General features: G+C 71.2%; 22 protein-coding genes and 3 pseudogenes. 9 read left to right on the forward strand and 16 right to left on the reverse strand.

The window, feature by feature from the left end; all coding sequences use genetic code 11:
- Nucleotides 1–31: 31 nt before the first annotated feature.
- Entirely contained in the window at nt 32–820 is a 789-nt protein-coding gene (locus ABZ948_RS34365; protein WP_359766287.1) for an NPP1 family protein, read from the forward strand.
- An 88-nt stretch (nt 821–908) separates the two neighbouring features.
- Here the strand turns inward: ABZ948_RS34365 and ABZ948_RS34370 are convergent, their stop codons facing one another.
- Nucleotides 909–4,643, reverse strand: a complete 3,735-nt coding sequence (locus tag ABZ948_RS34370) for an nSTAND1 domain-containing NTPase (RefSeq protein WP_359766289.1) — start codon at nt 4,641–4,643, stop codon at nt 909–911.
- 333 nt (nt 4,644–4,976) lie between these two features.
- Between ABZ948_RS34370 and ABZ948_RS34375 the strand changes: the two genes are divergently transcribed.
- The 3 genes and pseudogenes from ABZ948_RS34375 (at nt 4,977) to ABZ948_RS34385 (ending at nt 6,796) form a co-directional block, all read left to right on the forward strand.
- The gene (locus tag ABZ948_RS34375) at nt 4,977–5,882 is read left to right on the forward strand and encodes a ribosome-inactivating family protein (protein WP_359766291.1); all 906 of its coding nucleotides are present in this window, start codon (nt 4,977–4,979) and stop codon (nt 5,880–5,882) included.
- 404 nt (nt 5,883–6,286) lie between these two features.
- Nucleotides 6,287–6,469: pseudogene (locus tag ABZ948_RS40970) on the forward strand (NPP1 family protein); the annotation flags it as partial.
- Nucleotides 6,470–6,628: 159 nt separating this feature from the next.
- Nucleotides 6,629–6,796 (forward strand): NPP1 family protein, encoded by a 168-nt coding sequence (locus tag ABZ948_RS34385; protein WP_359766293.1) that lies wholly within the window; start codon nt 6,629–6,631, stop codon nt 6,794–6,796.
- A gap of 197 nt (nt 6,797–6,993) precedes the next feature.
- Here the strand turns inward: ABZ948_RS34385 and ABZ948_RS34390 are convergent, their stop codons facing one another.
- The 4 genes from ABZ948_RS34390 to ABZ948_RS34405 all read right to left on the reverse strand — a co-directional run bounded on the left by ABZ948_RS34390 (nt 6,994) and on the right by ABZ948_RS34405 (nt 12,795).
- Nucleotides 6,994–8,292 (reverse strand): alpha/beta fold hydrolase, encoded by a 1,299-nt coding sequence (locus ABZ948_RS34390; RefSeq protein WP_359766295.1) that lies wholly within the window; start codon nt 8,290–8,292, stop codon nt 6,994–6,996.
- A 411-nt stretch (nt 8,293–8,703) separates the two neighbouring features.
- Nucleotides 8,704–9,873, reverse strand: coding sequence for a YdcF family protein (locus tag ABZ948_RS34395; RefSeq protein ID WP_359766297.1), 1,170 nt, complete (start codon nt 9,871–9,873; stop codon nt 8,704–8,706).
- Between the two features lie 70 nt (nt 9,874–9,943).
- Nucleotides 9,944–11,986, reverse strand: a complete 2,043-nt coding sequence (locus ABZ948_RS34400; RefSeq protein WP_359766299.1) for an FtsX-like permease family protein — start codon at nt 11,984–11,986, stop codon at nt 9,944–9,946.
- Nucleotides 11,983–12,795: an ABC transporter ATP-binding protein gene (locus ABZ948_RS34405; protein ID WP_359766301.1), complete on the reverse strand. Its 813-nt coding sequence runs from the start codon at nt 12,793–12,795 to the stop codon at nt 11,983–11,985. Before ABZ948_RS34405 ends, ABZ948_RS34400 begins: the two co-directional genes overlap by 4 nt.
- 212 nt (nt 12,796–13,007) lie before the next feature.
- Here ABZ948_RS34405 and ABZ948_RS34410 point away from each other — a divergent pair, with 212 nt between their 5' ends.
- The 3 genes from ABZ948_RS34410 (at nt 13,008) to ABZ948_RS34420 (ending at nt 15,382) form a co-directional block, all read left to right on the forward strand.
- The gene (locus ABZ948_RS34410; RefSeq protein ID WP_359766303.1) at nt 13,008–14,204 is read left to right on the forward strand and encodes a sensor histidine kinase; all 1,197 of its coding nucleotides are present in this window, start codon (nt 13,008–13,010) and stop codon (nt 14,202–14,204) included.
- Nucleotides 14,201–14,902, forward strand: coding sequence for a response regulator (locus ABZ948_RS34415; RefSeq protein WP_359766305.1), 702 nt, complete (start codon nt 14,201–14,203; stop codon nt 14,900–14,902). The genes ABZ948_RS34410 and ABZ948_RS34415 overlap by 4 nt, the downstream gene beginning before the upstream one ends.
- 132 nt (nt 14,903–15,034) lie before the next feature.
- On the forward strand, nt 15,035–15,382 hold the full coding sequence (locus ABZ948_RS34420) for a DUF4333 domain-containing protein (protein ID WP_359766307.1): 348 nt from the start codon (nt 15,035–15,037) through the stop codon (nt 15,380–15,382).
- Nucleotides 15,383–15,432: 50 nt separating this feature from the next.
- On the opposite strand, the gene ABZ948_RS34425 is transcribed toward ABZ948_RS34420, so the two are convergent.
- The 7 genes and pseudogenes from ABZ948_RS34425 to ABZ948_RS40975 all read right to left on the reverse strand — a co-directional run.
- Nucleotides 15,433–15,867 carry an alkyl sulfatase C-terminal domain-containing protein gene (locus ABZ948_RS34425; protein ID WP_359766325.1) on the reverse strand — a complete coding sequence of 145 codons (435 nt, stop codon included), beginning with the start codon at nt 15,865–15,867 and terminating at the stop codon, nt 15,433–15,435.
- Between the two features lie 48 nt (nt 15,868–15,915).
- Nucleotides 15,916–16,002, reverse strand: coding sequence for a hypothetical protein (locus tag ABZ948_RS34430; RefSeq protein WP_359766327.1), 87 nt, complete (start codon nt 16,000–16,002; stop codon nt 15,916–15,918).
- A gap of 28 nt (nt 16,003–16,030) precedes the next feature.
- The gene (locus tag ABZ948_RS34435; RefSeq protein ID WP_359766309.1) at nt 16,031–16,285 is read right to left on the reverse strand and encodes an alkyl sulfatase dimerization domain-containing protein; all 255 of its coding nucleotides are present in this window, start codon (nt 16,283–16,285) and stop codon (nt 16,031–16,033) included.
- Between the two features lie 36 nt (nt 16,286–16,321).
- Nucleotides 16,322–17,035, reverse strand: coding sequence for a restriction endonuclease (locus tag ABZ948_RS34440; RefSeq protein ID WP_359766311.1), 714 nt, complete (start codon nt 17,033–17,035; stop codon nt 16,322–16,324).
- A 43-nt stretch (nt 17,036–17,078) separates the two neighbouring features.
- Nucleotides 17,079–17,753: a restriction endonuclease gene (locus ABZ948_RS34445; RefSeq protein ID WP_359766313.1), complete on the reverse strand. Its 675-nt coding sequence runs from the start codon at nt 17,751–17,753 to the stop codon at nt 17,079–17,081.
- Nucleotides 17,753–17,965, reverse strand: coding sequence for a hypothetical protein (locus tag ABZ948_RS34450; protein WP_359766315.1), 213 nt, complete (start codon nt 17,963–17,965; stop codon nt 17,753–17,755). The genes ABZ948_RS34445 and ABZ948_RS34450 overlap by 1 nt, the downstream gene beginning before the upstream one ends.
- Before the next feature lie 1,124 nt (nt 17,966–19,089).
- Nucleotides 19,090–19,377: pseudogene (locus tag ABZ948_RS40975) on the reverse strand (pirin family protein); the annotation flags it as partial.
- A gap of 690 nt (nt 19,378–20,067) precedes the next feature.
- Here ABZ948_RS40975 and ABZ948_RS34460 point away from each other — a divergent pair.
- Nucleotides 20,068–21,453 carry an MFS transporter gene (locus tag ABZ948_RS34460; RefSeq protein WP_359766317.1) on the forward strand — a complete coding sequence of 462 codons (1,386 nt, stop codon included), beginning with the start codon at nt 20,068–20,070 and terminating at the stop codon, nt 21,451–21,453.
- Between the two features lie 46 nt (nt 21,454–21,499).
- Here ABZ948_RS34460 and ABZ948_RS34465 read toward each other — a convergent pair whose 3' ends face one another.
- The 4 genes and pseudogenes from ABZ948_RS34465 to lnt form a co-directional block, all read right to left on the reverse strand.
- A complete protein-coding gene (locus tag ABZ948_RS34465) occupies nt 21,500–23,467 on the reverse strand; it encodes a helix-turn-helix domain-containing protein (protein ID WP_359766319.1) in 1,968 nt (655 codons plus the stop codon).
- Nucleotides 23,468–23,540: 73 nt separating this feature from the next.
- Nucleotides 23,541–24,341 carry a 3-hydroxybutyrate dehydrogenase gene (locus tag ABZ948_RS34470; RefSeq protein ID WP_359766321.1) on the reverse strand — a complete coding sequence of 267 codons (801 nt, stop codon included), beginning with the start codon at nt 24,339–24,341 and terminating at the stop codon, nt 23,541–23,543.
- 54 nt (nt 24,342–24,395) lie between these two features.
- Complete coding sequence (locus tag ABZ948_RS34475; protein ID WP_359766323.1) at nt 24,396–24,875, reverse strand: NUDIX hydrolase; 480 nt, start codon at nt 24,873–24,875, stop codon at nt 24,396–24,398.
- A 68-nt stretch (nt 24,876–24,943) separates the two neighbouring features.
- Nucleotides 24,944–25,882 (reverse strand): annotated as a pseudogene (gene lnt, locus ABZ948_RS34480) (apolipoprotein N-acyltransferase); the annotation flags it as partial.
- On the opposite strand from lnt, the gene ABZ948_RS34485 reads away from it, so the two are divergent.
- A partial coding sequence (locus ABZ948_RS34485; protein ID WP_359766329.1) for an alpha/beta hydrolase occupies nt 25,850–25,925 on the forward strand: 76 nt, incomplete at its 3' end. The pseudogene lnt and the gene ABZ948_RS34485 sit on opposite strands and share 33 nt — an antisense overlap.

The following is a 25,925-nucleotide window of genomic DNA, read 5'->3' on the forward strand; positions in this document are numbered from 1 at the left end:
GCACAGACCGAGCGACTGGAGAACACCCCCCATGTCCCACGCAGTCAAGGGCAGAAGACCGTCCCGCCTCGCCAAGGCCGTGATAGTCGCGGGCAGCGCCGCCGCGCTGACCGTCGGCCTGTCGAGCAGTGCCTTCGCCGCGGCCCCGGCCGCCCTGCCGTACCAGGCCTCCGCCTTCCAGGACAAGTACCAGCCGCTCTTCGACTACGACAGCGACGGCTGCTTCCCCTCGTCGGCCGTCGGCCCCGACGGCGGGCTCAACGGCGGCCTGAAACCATCCGGGAACCCCGGCGGGGACTGCCGGTACGTCGGCGGCGCCAACACCTACGTCCGGACCGCGTGCGACCCCAACTGGTGCGCGTACGTCTACGCCCTGTACTTCGAGAAGGACCAGGGCCGCTTCTCCGGGCACCGCCATGACTGGGAGGCCGTCGTGGTCTGGCAGGCGCGCGGTGCGGAGGAGCCCTCCTACGTGTCCGCCTCCGCGCACGGCCAGTACGACACCAAGCCGTTCAACCGGATCGAACGCTCCGGCAACCGCGCCAAGATCGTCTACCACCGGGACGAGCCGGGTACGCACGTCTTCCGCTTCGCGAAGTCGGGCGAAGCACCTGAGGTCGTCAAGGACTGGGACCGGCCGAACCTGGTCGCCATGGACCGACTGAGGAACACCAACGGCAGGGCCTTCAACGCGCTGTGGAACGCCACCTGGGGCAGCGCCAACTTCCCCCTCCAGGACCGGGACGCCCGCTTCGAGACCACGCTCAACCGGGCCAAGCCGTCCCAGATCCGCTCGTTCACCCCTCACCGCGGCCTCTGAGCGAACCCAGCGCAGGCAGCCGCCCCGGCCGGGCGGGGGCCGCCTCGGCCGGCGCCGGGCGACGGCCGACCCGCCCGGCCGGTCGCGGTCATCCGAGCGACGCCGCGTCGCCGCAGATCCGGCGGTATGGAGCGTCCGGCACGTAGGAGTGCCACTGGGCCCGGGTCAGGCCGGTGCCTCCCGCACGGGCACACACCTCGGTGACCGCCCGCTCGGGATCGACGACGTACCGCTGCAGCGGGACGTGCGGGCTGCCCGCGTAGAGGGTCGTGCCGTCGGGGGCGAAGGCCAGGGAGTCGATGCTCTCGCCGGGCGTGGTGAGCGGACCACCAAGGGGTTGCCGGGTGGCGACGTCCCACAGCTGGACGCTGCCCGCGTCGCCGCCGACGGCCAGGGTGCGGCCGTCCGGACTGAGGGCGAGTGCGCTGACGGCTTCCGGGGTGTCGCCGAGCGGGGCGGGGAACACGTTCCGCAGCACGCCGGCGCGGTGGCGCAGATCCCCGTCCCACAGCGCGACCCGGCCGGTCTGATCGCCGGCCGCGAGCAGGGAGCCGTCGAAGGCGAAGGCCAGGGCGCCGACCTCGTCGCCCTGGACGAGGTCGTGTCCACCGACCCGTCCCGACGGCAGGCGCGCGACGCGGCCGTCGCCGAGGAGCAACCGTCCGTCTGGGCGGACCGCCAGGTGACTGCTGGCCAGGCCGGAGAGCACCGCCGTCCTGCGTTGGTGGTCGGTGTCCCACACCTCGTCGCTCAGCTTGCCGACGGGCGGGATACGGGCGGCGTACAGGGTGCCGCCGCCGGGTCCGAGGGTGACGGAGACAACTGCTGCCCCCGCCAGGTCCAGCGTGCTCCGGGTGCGGCCCCGGTTCAGGTCCCAGACCGTGAACCGCTGGGCGTCGGCGTCCCGACCGGGCGCGGAGACGCCGTACGCGAACGCCCTGCCGTCGGGGCTGAACGCCGTCAGGGGCACGGTGTCCCCCGGTGCGACCGGTGCGGCAGGGTCACGGGAGACAGGGACGGGCACCGGGGCCAGGGTGCGCAACAGGTGGCCGTCGCCAGTGGCGCGCAGCTGGAACCGGTAGCGGGTGCCGGACCGCTCGGCGGTGGCGTAGGTCCGGCCGTCGGGGCTGAGCCGTACGTCGTCCAGGAGATGGTCGCGCCATCCGGAGGTGGCAGCTGTGGCGAGGTCGAGGGAGTGGACAGTGCCGCCTTCGAGGTAGCGCAGGACGGGGCGGTCGGGGTCCCAGGCCGGGGCGCCGTACAGGTGCTGGTTGTTCAGGGAGTGCCGGAACACTGGGGCGCCGGGGGACGTGAGCCGCCAGACGCGTATCTCCTGGGTGTCGGCCGTCGCCAGGAAGCTCCCGTCCCCGCTGAAGGAGGCGGACCGCACGCCCCGGCCGTCGAGTCCGGCCACCTGGCGGCCCGACCGGGTGTCCCAGACGCGGGCCCCGGTGCCGGTGACGGCGGCGAACCGGCTCCCGCTGCCGTCGAACACCAGCTGTGAGCCATCGTCGGCGCAGCTGCCGGGGGCCTTTTCCCAGGCGCCGGGCAGGGTGCGCCCGCGGGCGGTGTCCCAGACCTGCGGTGCCCGCCCGGAGCGGCAGACCGCGACCAGTCGGCCGTCGGCGCTCGGAGCCGCCTCCGCCTGGCCGGGCGCCCGGGTCTCGAACAGCACGCTTCCATCGGTGACCGAGCGCAGCCGCACCCGGCCGTCGGCATCGCTCACCGTGTAGCCGCGGCCGTCGGCGGTAAAGGCGGAGTCGTCCAGCAGCGCGTACGGGGTTCCGGTCCACCGCCCGGTGGCCGTGTCCCACAGCCGTACCCCGCCGTGCCCTGAGAGCGCGAGCACCCGGGCGTCCGGGCCGGCCGCGATCACGGTGCCCTCCGGCAGCCGTCCCGAGCCGGTGCGGCGGTGCGCGGCCACGCCCCAGGTGCGCCACATGCGGCCGTCGACGCTGAGCAGCGTGCGGCCGGAAGCGGTGAGGAAACGCCCTGCTGCATCCCCGGGCGCGGGGTCGGTGAAGGTGTCCGTCTCGGGCTGGGCGAGCGAACCGAGCAGGGCCCGGCGGGTCTCGGGCAGCTTCGCGGTGCGCCATGCGGCGACGCCGAGCAGCAGAGCGGTCCGCGGATCGGTGGTGCGCAGCGCGTCGGCGACCTCGGCGACCTGGCGGGCCGCGTCGTCCGTGCGCCGCCGCTCGTTGTCCAGGTGCTGCTGCCAGGCGACCAGCCCGGCGACCAGCGCCACCGCCAGGACGGCGGACAGCGCGGTGAGGAGGGTCCGGGATCTGCGGGCGGTCCGGGTGGCGGCCCGGTGTTCCGCCTCGCGGGCGTCGAGCGCGGCGGTGAGGAACTCACGTTCCGGCACGGTCAGGGAGCGGTCGTGCTCGTGCTCGGGGATCAGCTCCGTCACACGGTCCAGGCGGATGCCCCGGTACAGGGTGCCGGGGTCGCGGTCGTGCTCCAGCCATACGCGGGCGGCCTCGGCGAGGCGGCGGTGGTGGCGCAGCCGTTCGCGGTCCTCCTCGATCCAGCCGTGCAGCCGGGGCCAGCAGGTGATCAGCGCCTCGTGGGCGAGCTGGACACCCTCCTCGTCGACGGTGAGAAGGCGGGCACGGGCCAACCGCTCGACCACCACCGGCATCTCCGGGTCCGGGCACTCCTCCAGCTCGGCCCGGGTGAGCGGACGCCGGGTGTCGGGGGTGCCCTGGCCCGGCTCGACCATCCGCAGCAGCAGGTGCCGGGCGGTGCGCGCCTGGGGGGCGGACAGTTCGCCGTACACCTGCTCGGCGGTCGCCGCGATCGCACCGCGCACTCCGCCGAGTGCCTCGTACGCGGCCAGGGTCAGCATCCGGCTGCGGCGTCGCCGCCAGGTCTCCAGCAGGGCGTGCGAGAACATCGGCAGTCCGCCGGGCTCGTCCAGGACCTCCGCCACCAGGCGGGCGGTCAGCGCCCTCTCCACCCGCAGTCCGACCGCCTGCGCCGGCTGGATCACCGCCTCCCGCAGTTCCTCCGCGGTCATCGGCCCGAGCGGCAACCCGGCGCCGCGCAGCGCGTCCGCGAGGCCGCGGTGCTCGGTGCACCGGGCGTAGAAGTCCGCGCGTACGGCGATGAGCACCTTGAGCCGGCTGTCGGGGTCCCGGGCGGCGAGCAGCAGGTCGATGAACCGGGCCCGCTCGGTCCGGTCCCGGCACAGAGTGAAGACCTCCTCGAACTGGTCGACCACCACCCAGCTCTCCGGCTCGCCCTCCGCCGGGGCCAGCAGATGCCCGTACGTCGTGGCCGGACGCGGCCCCGGCGCGAGGATCCGCAGCACCGCCGGACGGTCCCGGCGGGCGATCTCCTCGCGCAGGCGGGCGATCAGCCCGGCCCGCAACAGAGAGGACTTCCCGCTCCCGGACGCCCCGAACAGCACCGCGAACCGGTGCTCGCACACCAGCTGCCGCAGCTCCTCCACCATCCGGTCCCGGCCGAAGAACAGCGCGTGGTCGTCCGGCTCGAACCGCGCGAGCCCCCGGTACGGCGGCGGCCCGTCGTCCTCTTCCTCCACCGGAGCCCGGTTGACCTCCGCCTCCACCTCCTTCCAGCGCGGCTCCCACTCCTCCGGGTCGCCACCGCACGCCAGCACATACCCCTGGACGACGGCCAGCGACGGCAGCCGTTCCCCGGCCGCCGCCTCGGACAGCGTCGTCGCCGAGAATCCCGCCGCCTTCGCCATGGCCCGGTACGACGGACCGCCCGAGGCCCGGCGCAGCTCCCGCAGCTCATGGGCGAGCCACTGCACGGGACCCGCCTCCGGGTCCACGGGTCTTTCCGGACGCCCCACGGGTCCACCTCCCAGACACGACACACCCAGCGAAAACGACATCGTGGGTCATACGCGTTGGTAGACGCCGATCCGGCGCAGAGCGTGCCCCGCGCGGCTGTGGCGTTGATGACAGTGCGCGACCGGGAGACGGACAACCTGGCGGCGCCCACGGAAGTTGATTGCCCAGCTGAGACGACGTGCCGATCAAGTTTTGCGTTGCCAGCCTCGGTGGTGCCATCAGCTGGTCCCGTAGCCACGGGCACCGATGGCATCCGGATTCCCTACTCCTGTGATCGGAGCCCTTTGATGCGTGTCAGCGCTCTTCGCCGTCTCGGCGTCTCAGCAGTCGTCGTGTCCGCCCTCGCCGGGACGGTGGCCGTGTCCGGCGTGTCGTCGGCCGCGCACACCCCCGGTACGACCGCGGCGGCCGGCAGCGTGCACATCCAGGCCGAGAACGTCGCCAACGTCAATTTCCCGCAGGTCCACTGGAACATCGACACCGGGTCTGAGGGCTACCGGAAGATGCTCCGCGACCTGGACGAACTGGCTCGGACCACCGCCAACGCGCGCCTCGTGGGCCCGATCGTCAACACCAGGGGTAACCGGGTGAACATCTACGTCACCGACAACACGAAGACCAACAAGTTCGCCGACATTGTGATCGAAGGCTCCGGGGAAATGCCTGCGGTGCATGCGGTCGTACGACTCAGCGACTTCTACGTCGTGCGGTTCTACACCATGCCCGCGGAGGGCCGCGACGGCCACCAGTTGAACCTCGTTCGCGGCATCCCCAACGAAGACGCAAACGCCACCAAGCACTTCCTCGGAAGGGAGAACTACAACGCACTCGGCCAGGAGGCGAACACGGCCCTTGAGGATGTCCGTCTGGGCCCCTCCCAGTTCGCCAACTCCGCCTTCACACTGGCCCGGAGCGACTCGTCCACCCGGGACCAGGCCAGCGCCATGCTGACATTCATCTTCGGCATCTCCGAGGCCGCCCGGTTCCGGCCCATTCAGGATCGCATCGCCGCCAGCATGGACTCCTGGAGCTACACCCAGCTCACCAGGCAGCAGACGGAGCTCATCCGCAACTGGGCCCGCATCAGCCACGTCTTCGTCGGCCACAACAACGGCACCGACACCGACGCCAGCACCAGCGTCGCCGGCGCCACCATCGCGGACGCACGTCAGGCCGCGGCCCTGCTCGAGGTCGCGCTCAACGACGGCTTCAACCCCAACCCCAAGGACGAACTCTGACCACGGCTGGCGGCCACCAGCTGGCCGCAGCGCCGAGCCCCTGATCACCCGCTGCCCCGACGCCTCGCGCCGGGGCAGCGGTGCATCGCGCCCAGGCAACGAAGATTGCTCACCCTGGGGTTGCTGGTCGCCGGCCTTGTGTGGCGTGTTCGAGGGCACCTGTCCCGCCGGGGGCCGCTGGCGCGCGGCTTTCGTACGACGCACCGCAGACGACAACGTGCCGTCCGGGCGAACAAGCCAGCCGGAATTGATTGCCCTGATGAATGGAGCTGCCTGACAACCTGGCGCCGACCAGCAGTACAGCGCATGCCCCAGGCAGACGAGGCAGCGCCTTCGCCGCAGCCCCGGAAGTGCTGCGATCCATGGCCACCGCCGACGAGTGGAAGTAGCTCCCGGCCTTCGACTACGACACGGACAGCTGCTACCCCTCGGTCGCCATCGGCAAGGGCGGGGTCATCAACGGCGGTCTGCGCCCGTCCGGGTCGATGACCGGCGGCTGCCGCCACCTCGCCAACAACAGCTACTCGCGCGTGGCCTGCAAGAACAACTGGTGCGCCTACATGTACGCCCTCTACTTCGAGAGGACCAGGACGACCCCACTGGCATCAGCGACATCGTCAGCCATCGCCACGACTGGGGTCGGCCATCATCTGGGTGTACAAGGGCGAGGCCAAGTACGGCGTCCGTGTCCGCCCACGGCGGCTACAAGACCTACGGGTCGGACACGTCGAGAACAGCAGCTGCACGTGGCACCGCCCGCCGCTGATCGGCTGGAACGGCTGGAACGGCTACCGGCCGGGTACCGCGACAAGCTGGTCAAGGCCGACTGCGGCAGAGCGAACTTCCCGCTCAAGGACGGCACCTTCACCAGCAACCTGAACAAGACGAGGCCCCCCGAGGCCCCCACCTTCTGACGGGGGTGCCGGCACCAGCAGCCCCCGGCGGGGACACTCCCCCCTTCCCCGCCAGGGGTTTCGTAACTGGTCCGTCGGCCGCCGGGTGTCCGTCCGCTCCTGGGCGGGCTGGTGGTAAGAGGAGAAAATCGAATGCCTTCAGCAGGGGCTGTTCCTCACCTGCTCCTCCTCGGCTGAGGCGCCTTGCCCGGGATGGGTTACCGTCCGCTCCGGTTGACCTGATCCAGGTAGGTCACCACCTTGCGCCTGGTCTCCGGGCTCTCCAGGCCGCCGCCGTGGCCGACCTGGTCGGTCAGCACCTGAATAGCCTTGTGCCCGAACTGGCGTGCCACGCTGTTGGCCCAGGCGATGGGGGTGGCCGGGTCGAGCGTGTTGCTCAGCAGCATGGTGGGGTGGGCGCTACGCGACGCGACCGGCTTACCGGAGCCCTTGGCAGGCTGGGGGCCGGCGAGGCAGATCGACGTGTAGTTGTTGCTGTTCGTCGAGAATCCCAGGACGGGGGCCGCCTTGCGGGTGGCCTTCAGGTCGCGTCGAGCTTGGTGGACGTTCTTGACGGACAGGTCGAAGTCGGAGCAGACGATCGGATCCGTGTAGGGGAAGGTCTTCGGCATCTGGCCCTGGTCCGTTTCCTCGTCGCCGGGCATCGGGTTCTTGCCCTCCGACAGTTTCTTGAGGCCGTCGGCGGTGTCCTTGAAGCTGTGCGGGGCCGTGAGCTCGAAGTACCGGGTGACCGCCACGGACGACCAGGGCGTCGTCATCAGCGAGCCGGGGATGTGCCCCGCGTCGGCCTTCTTCTGCGCCTTCCTGAACACGGCTGCCACGTCCTTGCCGTGGAGCGCGCAGGCGGCCTCGTCGGCACACCAGCTGCGGAACCGGTCGAAGATCGCCTCGATGCCGCGGGCCGCGCTGGTGACGAACTGCCGCCGCTCCTGCGCGGGGTTCATCACGCCTTCGAGGACGGAGCCGTTGACGTGCTCTCCGTACAGGCCGAGGTAGCGTTCCGCGGTCAGCGTGCCGTACGAGAACCCGGAGAGGTTGATCTTGTCCAGGTGCATGGCCTTGCGCAGGGCTTCGGCGTCCCTGGCGTTGCTGTAGGCGTCCAGGTGGTTCTTCAGGCCAACGGGGGTGGGGGCGCACGTCGGCCAGAACGAGCGCTGGTTCTTCTTCAGCGCACGGAACTTCCCCGGGTCCGTCGGGGGGACGTAGGGAATCTTGAGGATCTTGTCGATCGCGCAGTTCAGCGGGCCGCTTTGGCCCACGCCGCGCGGGTCGAGCGCGATCAGGTCGTAGCCGGGCAGGTGCTTGCGCAGAGAGGCGAAGGCGATGTCACCCGTCTGACCAGGACCTGCCGGGAAATTGAGGATGGTTCCCTTGCTCTTCGACGGCCCGGCTGCCTTGAAGCGGTAGGCCCGCAGCGTCACGGTACCTGACTGCGGCTTGGCCCAGTCGACGGGAACCCTGATATTGCCGCACTGGACCCCCTTTTGGACCGGCATGTCAGGACGGTCGCACGGACCCCAGGAGATGGCCTCGGCTGCTGGTTTCTCCGGCCCCGGCCGTGCGGTCACGGCTCCGGGGAGGCAGCCGGCGCACACGGCGGCCGCGAGGACGGTCAGGGCGACGGACTTGGGGGTCACGGCCCGCGTCCCCGCGCTCATCGGGCCACCGCCACGGTGACGACGGCGCACAGAACGAAACACAGCCCGGCGAGTGTCGCCAGGGAGAAGTCGACAACGGTGAGGATCTGCATGACCCCGACGATCCCGCCCCGCCCGCCCCTCCCGCCTCGGCCCCGGAGCCGATTCCCCGCACCGCCCATCGGCCGACAGGCCGAGCTGTCACGCTTCGCCCGTCCGAGCCGAACGCGTTCTGGGCCCGCACCCGAGCGCTCGGCAGCAGTTGCGATGTCAGGAAGACAGCAGAACGCCGAGCAGGGCGAGCAGCGCGCACACCGTGAGATTGGCCTTCCTGTGGTGCAGGAAGATCGCGGCGAGCTCCCGGATCGTCGCGCTGGGCCAGAAGTAGGCGGCGGTGGGTGAGCCGATGACATGGCCGTCGACGTCGGTACGCCGGGCCGTGAGAGCGGCGCGGAAGACATGGAAGTTGTTGGTGACGATGACACAGCGGTAGTCCGGCCTGCGTGCCTGCATGATCGCCTTGCTGAAGCGCAGGTTCTCCTCGGTGGTGCGTGAGCGGTCCTCGCGTACGACGTGGGTCTCGGGGACGCCATGCGCGATGAGGTGGGCGGCCATCGCGTGGGCTTCGGGCAGGTACTCGTCGGGGCCCTGCCCGCCGGAGGTGATCAGCAGCGGGGGAACGCCCCGCGCGGCCTGCCGCTCGTACACCGCACGCGCCCGGTCCAGCCTGCTCGCCAGCAGCGGCGGCATCCGGGACCCGCCGATCAGGCCGGAGCCGAGGACGACGACGAAGTCCACGTCCTGATCGACTCTCATCCGCGCGTAGAGGAAGGCGTAGACGAGGAAGGAGAGGAAGAGGTACGAGACATACGCCGCCACCGGGAGTATCGCGCCCGCGATCCGCCAGACCAGCCGGGAGTCGGTGTCGGCGGCGGTCAGGGTGAGGGCGACGCAGCCGAGGATGCCCAGTCCTGCCAGTCCCGAGACAACTGGAGGCCCTGTACCGGTCCAACGCCAAGTACCGCCCCGAGTGGTACCCCCGATTCCTGTGCTACGCGGACGCCGCCTCGCTCGCCCGGCGGCGCCAGAGGCGGAGCACCGGTCCGGCGCCGATGCGGGCGCCCTCCTCGAACACGCAGCGGAAAGCAGGTTGCCGGGGCGTCGGCCTTCTCTGCGGACCATCTTCCCGCCGTTGGCGATCAGGAGGAAGGCGAGGACGAACACACCGAGGGCGAGCAGCAGGACGGTCACGGTCATCGCCGCGACGAGCGGCGCGGGCGCGCTGCCGGTCGCGATCCGGGCGAGCAGAGCCAGAGTCAGCAGCACGAGGGCCAGGCCGAGCAGCACGGCGTTGCCGAAGCGGCGGGGGTCGCGCCGTACCCGGGCGAGGTAGACCAAGAAGGTCAACCCGGCGGCGATCGCGAAGAGGAAAGGCACCATGTCTCAACTTCGGTGAGGTGTGGGTCGGTTGACGGGGCACCAGTGGTACCGGTGCCCCGGCGGTGGGCGGTCACTCGCCGCGCGGGCCCGGCCGGACCGTGACCGACTTCAGCAGGGGGCGGCTGAGGGCGCTCGCCGCCAGCAGTCCCGCGACGCCGAGGCCGAAGGACACGGCGAGCAGGGCGATACCCCCGAGGTCGAGGGAGGAGGAGCCGCCGAGGACGGTGAGCGGGGCGGCGGTGAAGAGGCCGGTGAGGACGCCGCCGCCCGCCAGTACGGCCACGGGGATGAGGGTCTCCTTGCGGCGGGCCTCGTCCAGGATCCGCAGCGGGGTGCCGGCGAGCCGGAGCAGGCCGTAGGTGCGGCGGCGGTCCAGGACGGAGGAGGCCGCGGTGATGCCCGCGGAGGCGATCGCGGTCACGAAGGTGAGGCCGAGGACGACGCGGGTGGCGGTGGAGAAGTCCCGCGCGAACAGCTCGTGGGACCAGTCGACGTCGGTGCCGGTGACCGGGTACTGGCCGGACACGAGGGACGTCAGCGCGGTGCGGGCGCGGTCCAGGTTCTCGGTGTCGCCGAGCACCGTGACCGTGACCTGGACGCTGTTCTCGCCGCCGACGGCGACCCAGTCGGTGTCGCTGCCCACGGTGGCGTGGACCCGAGCGTCCTTGAGGCGCTCTCGCACCTCTTGCTGGACCGCGGTCACCTTGCTCTTGGGTACGGCCACGGCGAGAGTGTCCGGGCTTCCCCAGGGGGACCCGCCGGCGACGCCGAAGAGGGCGAAGAACCCGGCCACGAATCCGGCGAGAGTGAGCCCGGAGACCGTACGCCACGCGCTCTTGGGGTCGTCCAGCATGCGGCGCCCGGCGAGCAGGGTCGCGGGGGTCGTGGCCCGGGCGCTGACGATACGGCCCAGGATGCCGACCACCCACGGGCCGATCACGGACAGCGCGAGGAAGACGACGGCGAAGAACACCAGGATGCCGTCGATTTCGTCCTTCTTCTCCTCGGTGAACCACGCGTAGCCGACGATCACCGCGACGAAGACCAGCGCCCGCAGCGCACTCATTCGGGGCACCTGCGAGCGACGCGCCACGCCCAGCGGCCCGACCACGACCTGACGCAGTCCGGCGAGCGCGCTGACGACCACCATGGCGACCACTCCGGCGAGTACGGCGAGCAGAACCGGCAGTCCGACCCACAGGTCGCCGATGTACCAGGCGCCGCCCGCCACGGGCACCTGGGCGGCGGCCGGCAGCAGCAGCGCGTATCCGACGGCGCCCAGCAGCGCGCCCGCCGCGCCGGTGAGGGCGGCCTCGGCGGCGGTCATCCCGGCGATACGGCCGGGGGTGGCGCCGATCAGCCGCAGTGCGGCGAGGCGCTGGTCGCGGCGGGAGACCGACAGGCGCGCGGAGGAGGCGCCCAGGACCAGCAGTGGGATGACGACGAGGATGGTGGCGATCTTGGCGAGGGCCACGTACTGGCCGCCGATGCCGTAAGTCACGGGTCGTCCGGTGAAGTCGGCGATCCGGGTGGGGGTGATGGTGTCGCCGGGGCGGCGCGGGTCGTCCGCGCGCGGGGTGGTGACGGCGGCGGCGGTGGGTTCGTGGCCGACGACGGCGACCAGTTCGCCGGGGCGGGCTAGCGCCTCGCGGCCCAGTGTGCCGGCCGGGGTGCCGGGCACGGGGTGCCGGTCGGCGGGAAGACGGTGGAGCAGGTCGGCGAGAGCGGGCGAGACCCACGTCTCGCCCGGCCGGGGGAAACGGGGCATGCCGGGCGGGGCCGGGGCCTGCTCGCCCGGCAGTTGTGCGAGATCGACGACAGTGACGGGGGTGCCACCGCTGAAGGTGGTGCCGACCGCCTCGACGGCGACCGGGGCCGAGGAGCGTACGGGGTTGCGCCAGTCGATGCGGTCGGCGCGCTGCTGGAAACCGAGGTTGGTGGCAACGCAGAGGAGCAGGAGGGCGGTGCTGATGGCGGCCGCCGCGACGGCCAGGCCGGTGGCGAGCAGCCCGGTGCGGCCGCCGGCGCGGGTCAGGCGCCACGTCAGGGTCCAGGTGGTGCGGTCCAGTGCCCTCATCGAGCTGCGTGCCCTGGTCGGACTCAGTGCCCTCATCGCTTGTACCTCGCGTCCGCGTCACCGGACGGCTGTCCGGCCGTGCGCCAGACGGCGAGGCCCGCCGCCTCGGCCGCGTGGGCGGTCACGTCGCCGACCGCGGCCTCCCCGTACATCCGGCGGTCCTCGGTCAGACGGCCGTCGCGGACCCGGACGGTGCGGTCGCAGTAGCCCGCCACGTTCGCGTCGTGCGTGACCACGACGAGCGCCGCACCCTGACTGCGGGTGACCTCGGCCAGCATGCCGATGACCTCCATGCCCGTGGACTGGTCCAGCGCACCCGTCGGCTCGTCGGCGAAGATCACCTGCGGGCCGCCGACCAGCGCCCGTGCGATGGCCACGCGCTGTGCCTGCCCGCCGGACAGCTGCCCCGGCCGCCGGTCCTCCTTGCCCGCCAGGCCCAGCGGCGCGAACCACTCCCGCGCCTTCGCGACCGCCTGGCGGCGCGGCATGCCGCCCAGCATCAACGGCAGGGCCACGTTTTCGTCCGCGGGCAGCTCCGGCAGCAGCTGGCCGGACTGGAAGACGAAGCCGAAACGGGTGCGGCGCAACTCACTGCGCTCCGGCTCGCCCAGCTGGTCCACCCGGTCCCCGGCCAGCAGCACCTGGCCCTCGTCAGGGCGTTCGATGCCGGCGAGGCAGTGCAGCAGGGTGGACTTCCCTGAACCGGACGGGCCCACGATCGCCAGTGACTCGCCCGCCGGGACAGACACGTCGACACCGGCCAGGGCGCGCGTCAGGCCGTAGGACTTGGTCAGACCGATACCGGCCAGAACAGGGGAGGCGGTGGTCGTACGGTACGAGGTCATCGGGCCACGTCCACGGTGACGAGGGCGCACAGGACGAAGCACAGCCCGGCGAGCGCCGCCAGGGCGAAGTCGAGAACGGTGAGGATCTGCATGCCGTTGACGATCCCGCCGCACCGCACCGCGCGTCCTCGGCCGCCGGGCCGGTACGGGGCACCCGGCATCGGCCTGCAGGCCGACCCGCGCATCGGCCGTCCATCCGTACCCTTTCCGGCGTGGAACCCGATACTCCGCTCTCCCCGGCCGTCCGGCACGCCATCACGGTCTCGCTCTGCGGGGGCCTGGCCCTGGTGTGGCTGCTCGACGTGACGGCCTACTACGACCCGCAGCACCGGTGGTCGAGCTGGCTGCCCCTTGTCGCCGGCCCGCTTGCCGCCGCCACGCTGCTCTTCCCCAGCCACCGGCCGAGTCCCGAATGGCGTGCCGGCGCCGCCGCGCTGGGCTCCCTGGCCCTGACTGCGGGCCTGTGGGCGTATGCCCCGCTCTCCAGCGGTACGTGGGGCCTGCTGGAAACGGTCGCCCTGCTCGCGTTGCTCACCCGGACCGCACGCCGGGTGCGGCGGCCGGTTACCGCCGTGGCGCTGTCGGCGGCGCTGGGCGCCGCGGTGATCGTCCAGCCGGTTCGCGGGGGCCCGGCACGTGAGTTCCTCGAATTCTCCTTCTTCCTGACCTTCGCCGTCGGCGGGGCCGTCGGCCTGGCCTGCTACCTGCGTCTGCTGGATGCCCGCCGGGCCCGGGCCATGGACGCCGTACGCCACAACGAACGCCTGGAACTCGCCCGCGACCTGCACGACTTCGTCGCCCACCACGTCACCGGCATCATCGTCCACGCCAACGCCGCCCTGATGATCCAGGAGACCTCGCCGGAACAGGTCAAACCCCTGCTGGAGGGCATCTCCCAGGCGGGCGGCGAGACCCTGGACTCCATGCGCCGCCTGGTACGGGTACTGCGCGAGGAGGACCACGAGGCCGCGCGCCCGGGCGAGCTGCTGACCGAGCTGGACCGCCTGGTCGGCGCGTTCGCCGGACACGGCACCGAGGCGAGGCTGGACGTCGGGGACGCGGTGCGCGCGGTCCGGCTGGCACCGGAGGTGGAGACCTCCGTCCACCGCGTGGTGCAGGAGGCGCTGACGAACGTACGCCGCCACGCCCCCGGCGCCGACGTGGCCGTCCGCCTCGACCTCCACCAGCAAGGCGACCGCCACCGGCTGCGGGTGGAGGTGCGCAACACGACACCGACGGCCCGCGCCACCGCCCCGGCAGGCGGCCGGGGCGGCTTCGGCCTGGTGGGCCTGCGCGAACGTGTCGAAGCCGTGGAAGGCACTCTTACCAGCGGCCGGACAGCGGACGGCGGCTGGAGCGTGAGCGCCGCCTTCCCGGTCCTGTCGACTGTGGAAGGATCACCCGCATGAACGGCTCCGACGCTACGAACGGGGCGGGCGGTGCCCGCACACGCGTGCTGATCGCGGACGACCAGGAGATGGTCCGCACCGGCTTCCGGCTGATCCTGGGCACCCAGCCCGACCTGGAGGTCATCGGCGAGGCGGCCGACGGCGCCGAGTGCGTCGAGCTCGCCCGCCGACTGCGCCCCGACGTGTGCCTCGTCGACATCCGCATGCCCAAGCTGGACGGCCTGGAAGTCACCCGCGCCCTGGCCGGACCGGGCGTCACCGACCCGATGCGCGTCGTCGTCGTGACCACCTTCGACCAGGACGACTACGCGTACACCGCCCTGCGCAGCGGAGCCTGTGGCTTCTTGTTGAAGGACGCCGGATCCACCCTCCTGATCGAGGCCGTACGATCCGCCGCCCGCGGCGACGCCCTGGTCTCCCCCGCCGTCACCGTCCGCCTCCTCAAGCACCTCGCCGGACAACAGCCCGCGCCGACCACCCCTCATCCGCTCTCCGAGCGGGAAACGGACGTCGTGCGCCTGCTCGCGGTGGGCCGCACCAACCAGGAGATCTGCGACGAGCTCTACCTGTCCCTGGGCACCGTCAAGACCCACCTGGCCAACATCAAGGACAAGCTGAACGTCCGCAACCGCGTCGAGATCGCCGCCTGGGCCTGGGACACCGGCCTCGTACGCGACCGCCAGGCACCGCCCGCCTGACCGTTCCGGGTCGGCCTGCGGGCCGACCACGGGCAGCCGTCTTCGGCCCGCGGGCCGAAGCGTCAGGGCCGCGCGGCAAGCCAGTCTCCTCAGGAAGCGTCACAGAAGCGAGCGCCTCCCGAGGAGAAGATCATGAAGTACGTCGTCGTGTCCCTGACCGCCGCCACCGCCGTGGCCCTCGGCGGCCTGGCCGTGGCCGTACCCCGACTGCTGAGCACCGAGTCGACCAGCACCGTCGACGCCACGTCCACCGTGTCGGGAACGGAGGTCGAGAAGCAGGTCCGCGAGCACTACGCCCTGCCACTGGTGCAGGAGAAGCCGCGGGCAGTCAGCTGCGCAGGAGGTCTGAAGGCACAGCAACGTGCCACGATCGACTGCACGGTGACATCCAAGGACGGAAAGAAGCAGAACATCGCGGTGGCCGTCACCAAGGTCGAGGGCAACGAAGTCTCGTACGACTACGTAGTGCTGGGCGACTAGGTTGCTCCGCCTGGCACTTCGGGCCGAAGCCCCGGGTGACCGGGCCCACCTCAGCGGAGGTTCGGGACGACGACCTCGAACGCGCCGGTGAACGTGTCGAGCAGGCCGAGCAGCGTGTCGAGGTCCGGACGGTCGCCGTCCACCCGTGCGGTGTCCTTCGCGAGCAGCTCGTCGAGGGTGGCCGCGCCGTACGCGAGGTCGGCGAGCGCGGCGTGGCGGATACGCAGGGTGCCGGCCGGTGTCTCGGCGACGGGCGGCGGCGCGTACCGCAGGATGCCGTTCTCGACGATCACCAGGGACCGCTCATCGGCATGGTCGGGCCGGTCGCCGTCGACCTCGAGCCCGATGCGGAGCCGACGCGCCGCGGCGCGTCGGCCGTTGAGGCGGATGGGCAGGTAGTCGCGCACCAACTCGGCGGTCATCCCGGCGACGAGATCTGGTTCGGCACCGCCGGACGGCCGACCGCTCGGGGCACTTTGGTGCAGCTCCTGGGCGCCGACGAGGTAGAAGTTGCGCCAGGGCGCCGCCTCGGCTTAGTAGCCGAGCTGTTCGAAGACGTCAGCCTGCAGTGGCCGGGCGGGCTGGTGGTCGGGGCCCGCGGCAAGGGCGTGCTTGAGCAGTTCGGCGGACCACCGGTCCCCGCCCGTCTCATGGGCGGGCGGGCGTGGGCGACCACGGCGTCGACGCCATCAGCTCGACGTGACGCCGGCGGGCCTCGACGGACGGCAGCGCGTCGAGGCCCGCCGGGTTACCGTCGAACCAGCCGAGGTAGTGCTGGTGGACGGCCTTGACGTTGTGGCTGGTGGCGCCGTAGGTGCCGCGATTGGCCCAGTAGGCGTCGAGCGGCTGGGGCAGCTCGATCAGTTCGCAGATCTCGTTCGGCGTGTAGCCGTGGTTGGCCAAGCGCAGGGTCTCGACTCAGCTCCGCGTGCGCTGGCGTCACTGTGTCGTGCTTTGGATGCCGAGGACGTCGTAGAGGTGCTCGCCGTGGGCCCATCGTTTCAGTTCCGGGCGGCCCATGAGGATGAGCTGGTGATGTTGGGCGAAGTCGATCGCCGGCTGCGTGAAGCCGTTCAGCGCAATCATGATCGGGAGGTCGGCTCCGTGGTGCGGGCGGGCTGTCCCGTTGAACTTCTGCACGTGGCCTGACCCGACTGGGCTCTGATACTGCTTGCACTGCACGATCAGGAGGCGGCCTTCGTCATCGCGGGCAGTGATGTCCACGCCGAGGTCACCGGCGCCTCCGACTCGCTTGGGACGCCGGAATCCGTCACGGGCCAGGAGATCACTGCACGCCTGCTCAAAACCCGTCGCGCTCATCGACGAAAGCTGCTTCATCTTGAAGGTCAGCGCGTCCGCTTCGATCGCATCGCCAGAGGGTGCGGCGAACGTGTCGTCCGCATCGGCGTAGGTGTTGGCACCGAACAGGAATGACAGGATTCTGCCGAGCAAGAGCAGCATGGACAGTCCGCCGACCACGAAGAGCCCGGTCCACCACGGGTGATCGGCTATCAGCCCCCACAGATCTACGGTGATCCACTGGCCGACGTCCTCGGTGAGCCACTCCCAGAGCATCTTTCCGACGGCCAGCGCGATGACCGCATACAGCAGGAACTTCAGCAGCGGGTCGAGCGACCCGTCCTCGTCGAACACCACACCTCCAGACGTCTTGGGCAGCGATCACGGTCTTTGCCAGTCATGCCGCACGCCTGAATCGGCTCGGGCAGGAGCGCGCGGACAATCCGAGGAGCTCGTGCAGAGCGGCACCGTCCTCGGCCCAGCGCCGAAGCTTTTCCCGGTCGATCCAGTGGACGCCGTGTCGGTCGCCCCACGCCATGGCATCGCGGGTGAAGACCCCGTTGGTGACGACGACAGCGTGATCGGCTTTGTGGACCGGCCCGGCCGTCCCCTTCACCGCGTACATCACAGCTGAGCCCACCTTCCCGCCGACGCGGGTGTGCTTGGCCTGCACCACGATCCGGCCGCGCTGCGGATGGTCACCGATGACGTCAGCGGCCTGGTCGCCGCCGCCACCCACTCTGCGGGCGGGCCAGCCGTCGCGGACCAGCAGATCCCGCAGGGCGTACTCGAAGCGACGGTCGTCCATGGCGTCGAACTCCGCCAGCGTGATCCGCAGGGTGGCCAGCCGCTCCTTCTCTCGGCGCCGCATCGTGGTCGCCTGCCTGATCCGCCACGCCGCGACGGCTCCCGTGAGCAGGGCGAGAGCCAGCAGGCCAGGCCAGGCCGCCTTCAGGGCGCCGACCGCCGTGGCTGCTGTTCGCGCCACCAGGACGAGCACGGCCAGGGCGACCACAGCCGCTGCGACCAGTTCTGCGGCACCGCGAGGGCGCCGCAGACGTACCCGTCCCATCAGCGGTCTGCCGTCGCGCTGGCCGCCGGTTTCGGATCGGTCGGCGGTGTGGTGGCGGTGGCCTCGCTGAACCCGAACGCCTGCCCCCACAGCCACACGCCGGCCAGTAAGCCGGCAATCATCCAACCGCTCATGCGCTTGGCGCTCCTGGGCTTCGGATTGCGGCGGATGTGTCCGCGTACCCGGTGGAACCCGTCCGGCACCTTCGACATGCTTCCCCCTCCTGTCGGTGGGCCGCGGAGCGCGACTCATCCCAACAAAAGGGTGTAGCAGTGGGCACTGACAGCAGCTGATGGGTCATCACGGCGCTACGCCCCATTCGAGTCGCCATCAGGCCAGGAGGGCCCACACCGTCAGGCCAATTCCCGGGGCAGCGAGCCTGAGGCAGCTCAGCTGGGCGAACGCCCTTCTCAGCTCCCAAGCAATTCACCAGGGCCCTGCTCCGCCAACCCTGACGCGGCGCGTGACCGTGCCTCTCTCACCTGCGGAAACAGCCCCGGCCACGCCAAGCGGAGCTCTGCCGACGAATGGCGAAAAGCAGCGGAAGCGCAATCACAGCCATAGTGCGCCGGAGCCGCCCCTTCGAACCGTGGTTCTGCGACCATGCCCCGGGGCGTCACAGGGTCGGGAGGCATTGGTAGGCACTGATCAACGCACCGCCGCGCCGCCTCCACCGACCGAGCCCCCACGGGCCGAATTCTCAACGCAGTGTCGTCGCGTCTCGAAGCAGTGCCGAGGCCGTCATCGTCGTACAAGCGCAACATGCGAGCAGCGCTCATCACCACGAACACTTCGAACCAAGCTCCGGACCATACCCGGACCAGCCATCCGCAGCTTGTGGCCATCGGAGCTGTTTTCGCTGGTCAAACTGCATCCGAGCCGTGCACCACCAGCAGACGAAGAACCTGCTGGGAACATTCCGACGCAGTCCTCCCTCACGAAGGGGCACCGCAAGTCCACCTCGTGCACTGTCACTTGTCGGCTCTCCACAAAAGATCAAGGTGAGCACTGAGTTTCCGCACCGGAGCGTGACTCGGCCCGTCCGCCAGAACAACCCCTTCCCCAGGGGCCCGCCCAACCTGAAGTGCCCGCCACGTCGCCGGAGGGTATGCCCTGGTACACACATCAGATTTGATGACGCGTCAGTAGAGTTAGCAAAGGGTTAGCAAGTGTCCTGTCACAGCTACCCACAGACGGACACACCGTGGAATGGCGCAGCACCGCAGAGCGAGCCTGCACACGTCCAATCGACCGCCCTGCGTGACGGAGCGGCGGGAGGCCATGCACAGCGACGCATCGCCCGCCCCACCACCAACCCATCTGCCGTTTTGGCAGGTCAGCGAACCCTTCCTCGCGGTTTCAAAGGAGTAGGCGGCAATTCGGGGGCCGGAAGTGGAGCCCCGTCGCATCCCTTCACCTCTCCGAATCTTGAACCTTCCATCCAGTCCCGACGAGCCTGTACGATCTCGTCCTGCGACCGTCCGATCCAGTTCCAGAACAAGTGGAGCAGGCCGAGTCGGTGAGCAGGTCGGCGGGCGTGACCATCTCCCAGCCCAGTACGACGCGTGGGCGGTACGGGGTCGGCAGGGTCGATGATGACGTTGTCGAGCCCGGCAGTCCCCGAGCACCAAGGTGCGGCACCTCGTGGTGGGCAATCGGCTTCCCAGACTCTCAGTCCGTTCACCAAATCCGTCCGCCGTACGGCAGTTGCCCCCGTCAACATCCTTTCCCAGCGGTCGATTCGGCGTGCCCCTGGCAAGCACACTCCCGGCAGGCAGCTCTCAGTGGAGAGTGCAGGAGTCGCCATTCGCGTCGCCCCGTGCGGTCTACCAACGGACCTGGTCGCGGGCTGGGGCGCCCGCCGCATCACAAGTCCAAGTTGCGGACCATGCGCAGGCCAACATCTCGGTCACCACAGACCCGATCTTCATGCCCCCAGGTCTCAGCTCCCTGTCAAACCAGGTGACTGTCGCTGTCCGATCGGCCCGAAGATGACCGAGTTCAACGCAGCGTAGTCAGCACCAAGTCAGCACGGGAGAGGTGAAGACAGGTGATGACGTGCGCTCTTAGTCAGCACCGAACCAGCACGGGAGTAAGCACGCCAGCATCAAATCCTCCCAATTGACGCAACATGGACTCTGTCTGATCAGCCACCGATGAAGCCCTCAGGACGGCCCTTGAAGCACTGGCATGGGGGCGACACGCACACCCCGCCCGCGAACTATGTAGTCCCACCACATGTGCGCCTGACCTGCATGTTTCTACCGTGTGCCGACACGTACCCGTCCCCACCGCACACGAGGAAGTGGCGCACATGGCCTCCGGAACCACCGCTCCCCCACCCGCCGGCAACCTCAAGCGCATCGTCGCCGCCAGCCTCATCGGCACCACCATCGAGTGGTACGACTTCTTCCTCTACGGCTCCGCCGCCGCGCTCGTGTTCAACAAGCTGTTCTTCCCGGACTCCGACCCGCTCGTCGGCACCCTGCTGTCCTTCCTGACGTACGCCGTCGGGTTCGCCGCCCGGCCGCTGGGCGCGCTGGTGTTCGGGCACTACGGCGACCGGCTCGGGCGCAAGAAGCTGCTGGTGCTGAGTCTGCTGCTGATGGGCGGCGCGACCTTCGCGATCGGGCTGCTGCCCACGCACGCCACCATCGGGACGGCCGCGCCGGTCCTGCTCACCGTGCTCCGGCTGGTGCAGGGCTTCGCGCTCGGCGGCGAGTGGGGCGGCGCCGTCCTGCTCGTGTCGGAGCACGGAGACGCGCGGCGGCGCGGGTTCTGGGCGTCGTGGCCGCAGACCGGCGCGCCGGCGGGGCAGCTCCTCGCCACCGGTGTGCTGTCGCTGCTGACGGCCCTGCTGTCGGACGCCGCGTTCGGCAGCTGGGGCTGGCGGATCCCGTTCCTGCTCTCCGGCGTGCTGGTGATCGTCGGTTTGTGGATTCGTCTGTCTGTCGATGAATCCCCCGTCTTCAAGCAGGCGTTGGCGCAGGCCGAGGCCCGCAAGGCGACCCGGTCCGCGGGCGCGGAGAAGCTGCCGCTCGTCGCCGTGCTGCGGCACCACTGGCGTGATGTGCTGGTCGCGATGGGCGCCCGGATGGCGGAGAACATCAGCTACTACGTCATCACCGCGTTCATCCTCGTCTACGCCACCACCTCGGCCGGCGTCTCCAAGCAGGTCGCGCTCAACGCCGTCCTGATCGCCTCGGCCGTGCACTTCGCGGTCATCCCGGCGTGGGGCGCGCTGTCCGACCGGATCGGCCGCCGTCCCGTGTACCTGGTGGGCGCGGTCGGTGTCGGGCTGTGGATGTTCCCGTTCTTCTCGCTGATCGACACGGGCGGCTTCGGCAACCTGATCATCGCCGTCACCGTGGGGCTGGTGCTGCACGGGGCCATGTACGCGCCCCAGGCGGCGTTCTTCTCCGAGATGTTCGCGACCCGGATGCGCTACTCCGGCGCGTCCATCGGCGCCCAGTTCGCCTCCGTCGCGGCGGGCGCGCCCGCGCCGCTGATCGCCACCGCGCTGCTCTCCGACTACGGCAGCTCCACACCGATCGCCCTCTACGTCGTCGCCGCGTCCCTCCTCACGGTCGTCGCCGTGGCGGCTGCGAAGGAGACCCGCCACCGGGATCTGTCCGACGTCGCTCCCGCCGCCGACCCGGACCGGGCCGCAGCCCCGGCGGCGGACGCCCGGACCCCCTGAGCCTTCGACGGTCCGGCCGGCCCCCGTACGTGCGCGCGTACGGGGGTCAGTGCCGTGCCGGTGCCGACAACCGGTGCAGGCGCAGGGCGAGTTGGATCTCCAGGATCCGTGCCGGGCTCTGCCAGTCGTCGCCCAGGAGGCGGCCGACGCGCTCCAGGCGCTGGGCGACGGTGTTCACGTGGACGTGCAGGGCGTCCTTGGTGCGGGCGGGGCTCATTCCTGAGGCGAAGTACGCGTCGAGGGTGCGCAGCAGCTCCGTGCCGCGTCGTCGGTCGTAGGCGACGACGTCGCCGATGGTGCGGTCGACGAAGCCGGGGATGTCCCGGTCTCCGGCCAGGAGCAGCCCGAGGAAGCCGAAGTCCTCGGCGGCGGCTCCGTCCCCGGAGCGGCCGAGCAGGCCCAGGGCGTCGAGGCAGCGCCGGGCCTCCGCGTAGGCCGCGGCCACCGCGTCCGGGCGGGTGGAGAGGGCCTCGGCGGGTGCGGAGGCGCCGACGGTGACCGGCGCGTGGACCGCGGTGCCCAACTGCCGGGCGGCAGTGCGGGCCAGGTCGGCGGCGCTGTCGCCGGGGCCGAGCGGCAGCAGCAGGACGGTGCCGCCGTCGCGTGCTGCGGCGAGGCCGCGCCGGGTCGCGGCCAGATGGGACGCCGCGGCCGCCAGGCGTCTGCGGGCGTCCGCCTCCTGGTCGGCGTCGGCCGCACCGCCCTCCAGTCGCGCGGCCAGCACCACGTGGACGGCGTCGAGGTCGGCGTCGAGACGGGCCGCGCGCTCCCGCAGCAGGCGCGGATCGCGGTCGCGGGCGTCCAGCAGGTCGTCCAGCAGTTCGCCGCGCACGCGCTGTTCGGCCTCGGCGGCGGACCGGCGGGCCAGGAGCAGCAGGGACGTGACCATGGCGGCCCGCTCCAGGGTGCGTTGGTCGACGGGGTCGAGGCCCGGGTGTCCGCGCAGCACGAGCGCGCCGAGCAGTTCGCCGCCGGCGGCGACCGCGGCGATCCAGTCGTCCTCGTGCCGCACCGCGTGCCCGTCCGCGCGGGAGGCCTCCAGTGCCTCGGCCGGGGCCGCGGCGGCCTCGGCGAACTCGACCGTGCCGTCGAGGACCTCGGACACCGCGGCGGCCACGTCGTGCACTCCGCCGCCGCGCAGGACCAGCTCGGCGAGCCGGTCGTGCACGTCGGAGGCGCGCTCGATGACACCGCTGCGGTCCCGGATGATCTCGTTGGCCCGCTCCAGGCCGGCGAGCGCCGAGCGCGTCTCGGCGAGCAGGTTGGCGGTGTCGATGGCCGCCGCGGCGAGGGCGGCGAAGGAGCCGAGCAGGGCGATCTGCTCCCGCTCGAAGACCCGGGCCCGGCGGTCCGCGGCGAACAGCACCCCGATGACGTGGTGCCCGAGGGTCAGCGGCACGCCGAGGATGGCCACGAGCCCCTCGTCCCGCACGCCCGCGTCGATGGTGAGGGTGTGCTGGAAGCGGTCGTCCTTGAAGTAGTCGTCGGTGACGTAGGGGCGCGCGGTCTGTGCGACCAGGCCGCCGAGTCCCTCGCCCATGCCGAGCCGCAGTTGCTGGAAGCGGGCCGCGACCGAGCCCTCGGTGACCCGCATGTAGGTGTCACCGCGCTCCGGGTCGTTCAGGCTGAGGTACGCCACGTCCGTGCCCAGCAGCGACCGGGCGCGCTGCACGATCGCCTGGAGCACGGCGTCCAGGTCGCGCAGCCCGGCGAGGTCGTGGGCGGTCTCGAACAGGGCGGACAGCTCGGCCTCGCGGCGGCGGCGTCCCTCCAGCTCCGCGCGCACGCGCAGGGCGAGCGGCTTGGCCCGCTGGAGCGCGGCGATCCACTCCGCCGGCCGTCCTTCGGCGCGCGCGAGCAGCACCGGCTGCTCGTAGGCGTCGGCGGACGCGCCCCGGGCCAGAAGCTCGAGGAACGGCGTCTCGGCACTCACCGCCGGCGCCTCCGCACGGGCCGACGGCGCTTCGGCGGCACCGGCGAAGCGCCCGGCTGACTGAACGTGATCGCTGGACATGCCCACAGGATTCACCATGACCCGGCCGTCCCGTCAGCCCTGTGGACAACTCCCCGGCCGACGGACCCGCTGCTCAGTGGGCGGTCCAGCCGCCGTCGAGCACCAGCGAGGTGCCGGTCACGAAGGACGCCTGCGGAGCGCACAGATACGCCACGGCCTCGGCGACCTCCTCGGGTTCGATGAGCCGCTTGACGGCGCTGTCCTGGAGCAGCACCTCGGACAGGACCCGCTCCTCGGGGATGCCGTGCGCCTGGGCCTGGTCGGCGAGCTGCTTCTCGACCAGTGGGGTGCGCACATAGGCGGGGTTCACACAGTTCGAGGTGACGCCATGGGGCGCGCCTTCGAGGGCGGTGGTCTTGGACAGCCCCTCCAGGCCATGTTTGGCGGCCACATAGGCCGACTTGTAGGCCGAGGCGCGCAGCCCGTGGACGGACGACACGTTCACGATGCGGCCCCACCCCTGCCCGTACATGTGGGGCAGGGCACCACGGATGAGGCGGAAGGGTGCCTCCAGCATCACGGTGAGCACCGTGTGGAAGACGTCGGGCGGGAACTCCTCGATGGGGCGCACGAGCTGGAGCCCGGCGTTGTTGACGAGGACGTCGGTGCCCGCGGCGGCGAGTTCGGCGGCGTCCAGGTCGGTGAGGTCGAGGACGTGCGGTTCGACGGTGCCCGCGAGGTCCCGGCCCTGCTCGGCGAGCGCTTCCAGGCCGGCGGCGTCCCGGTCCACCGCTCTCACCTTGGCCCCGGCCGCCGCGAGCCGCAGCGCGCAGGCGCGGCCGATGCCGCCGGCGGCGCCGGTGACGAGCGCGGTGCGGCCGCCGAGGTCGAGCGGGCAGGCGTGGGGGGCCGGGAGGGCACGGGGCGCGGTCATGCCTCGACCCTAGGCAGCGCCCCTCCCCTACCCCATATGGTCAGACCCCATAGTTCAGCCGGAGGCAGTGGCGTCGAACCATGTGGGGCCGTCCGACATGGCCTGCTTGATCCGGAACAGACAGTGCTCGTTCAGCTCGGGCAGGGCGTCGACGTCGAACCAGCCCACCTCCAGTGACTCGTCGTCGTTGACCCGGGCCTCGCCGCCGGCGGCCCGGCAGCGGACGGTGATGTCCAGGAACTGGCAGGTGTCGCCGTTGTCGTACGTGACGGGGTCCCCCGCCTGGACGAGGACGATCCGCTCGGCGACACAGCGCACGGCCGTCTCCTCGTAGACCTCCCGCACCGCGCAGGCCGCGGGCTGCTCCCCCGGGTCGGGGATGCCGCCGATCACCGACCACTTGCGGGTGTCGGACCGGCGGTTCAGCAGGACTCTGCCCTCGCCGTCGAAGACCAGGGCGGTGACTCCGGGGAGCCACAGCAGCTGATGCCCGGCGGAGGCGCGAAGGGTGCGGATGAAGTCGGGAGTAGCCATGAGGTCGACCCTAAGGGGCCGGTCAGGACACCCCGGCCCGTTTCGGGCAGCGTGCGACCGGAGTACGACTAGACGTCACCGGCGCGTCGCCCGCGCAGGCCGGCGCCGACGGCCCAGCCCAGTCCGCCCGCCGCGACCAGCACGAGGGCGATCTCCGGCAGCACGCCGAGCCGCGTGGCGGGGGTCAGCGAGGACCGCAGCGGTACCTTCTGCACCAGCGAGTCGGCCACGAACATGCCGGTCCGCTGGGTGATCCTCCCGTCCGGCATGATGAAGGCGCTGACGCCGCTGGTCACCGGCACGGCCACGGTCCGGCTGTGCTCGACGGCGCGGACGCGGGACATGGCGAGCTGCTGGTAGGTCATCTCGCTGCGGTCGAACGTCGCGTTGTTGCTCGGCACGGAGATCATCTGGGCGCCGTCGGTGACCTCGGAGCGCACGGCCCAGTCGAAGGCGGCCTCGTAGCAGGTGACCAGGCCGACCTTGGCGCCGTCCATGGAGAACACGCCGGGCTCGGTGCCCCGGCTGAAGTCCTGGCGCTGCATCGAGGTCCAGTTGCTGTTGATCGCCCCGATCAGCGAACGGAACGGCAGGTACTCGCCGAACGGCTGGATCTGGCGCTTGTCGTAGGTGTCGGTGGGGCCCTTCACCGGGTCCCACAGGATCTGCTCGTTGTACAGCTTGCCGTCCCGCTCGACGACGCCACCGACCGAGATGGGCACGCCGATGGCCTTGGCCGCCGTGTCGATCACGGTCCGGGCGTCGGGGTTGGCGAAGGGGTCGATGTCGGAGGAGTTCTCCGGCCAGAGCACGAAGTCGGGCCGCGCGGCCTTGCCGGCCTTGACCTCGGCGGCCAGGCGTTCCGTCTCGCGCGCGTGGTAGTCGAGCACGGCCCGCCGCTGGGCGTTGAACTCCAGGCCCGCGCGGGGCACGTTGCCCTGGATCACCGCGACCGCAACGGCAAGCTGCCGCCCGTGCTGCTGTTCCAGGCGACCGGCGACGCGGCCACTCCGTACCAGGGCGCCGTCACCATGCACCACCTGCTGGCCC

The organism is Streptomyces olindensis (assembly GCF_040645895.1).
Taxonomy (GTDB): Bacteria; Actinomycetota; Actinomycetes; order Streptomycetales; family Streptomycetaceae; genus Streptomyces; species Streptomyces olindensis.

Coding starts and splice junctions, on each gene's coding strand:
- ABZ948_RS34415 (WP_359766305.1), top strand. CDS start 14,201: ATGAACGGCTCCGACGCTACGAACGGGGCGGGCGGTGCCCGCACACGC.
- ABZ948_RS34445 (WP_359766313.1), bottom strand. CDS start 17,753: ATGGGACGGGTACGTCTGCGGCGCCCTCGCGGTGCCGCAGAACTGGTC.
- ABZ948_RS34450 (WP_359766315.1), bottom strand. CDS start 17,965: ATGTCGAAGGTGCCGGACGGGTTCCACCGGGTACGCGGACACATCCGC.
- ABZ948_RS34420 (WP_359766307.1), top strand. CDS start 15,035: ATGAAGTACGTCGTCGTGTCCCTGACCGCCGCCACCGCCGTGGCCCTC.
- ABZ948_RS34475 (WP_359766323.1), bottom strand. CDS start 24,875: ATGGCTACTCCCGACTTCATCCGCACCCTTCGCGCCTCCGCCGGGCAT.
- ABZ948_RS34460 (WP_359766317.1), top strand. CDS start 20,068: ATGGCCTCCGGAACCACCGCTCCCCCACCCGCCGGCAACCTCAAGCGC.
- ABZ948_RS34465 (WP_359766319.1), bottom strand. CDS start 23,467: ATGTCCAGCGATCACGTTCAGTCAGCCGGGCGCTTCGCCGGTGCCGCC.
- ABZ948_RS34400 (WP_359766299.1), bottom strand. CDS start 11,986: ATGAGGGCACTGAGTCCGACCAGGGCACGCAGCTCGATGAGGGCACTG.
- ABZ948_RS34365 (WP_359766287.1), top strand. CDS start 32: ATGTCCCACGCAGTCAAGGGCAGAAGACCGTCCCGCCTCGCCAAGGCC.
- ABZ948_RS34390 (WP_359766295.1), bottom strand. CDS start 8,292: ATGCCGGTCCAAAAGGGGGTCCAGTGCGGCAATATCAGGGTTCCCGTC.
- ABZ948_RS34470 (WP_359766321.1), bottom strand. CDS start 24,341: ATGACCGCGCCCCGTGCCCTCCCGGCCCCCCACGCCTGCCCGCTCGAC.
- ABZ948_RS34395 (WP_359766297.1), bottom strand. CDS start 9,873: ATGGTGCCTTTCCTCTTCGCGATCGCCGCCGGGTTGACCTTCTTGGTC.
- ABZ948_RS34405 (WP_359766301.1), bottom strand. CDS start 12,795: ATGACCTCGTACCGTACGACCACCGCCTCCCCTGTTCTGGCCGGTATC.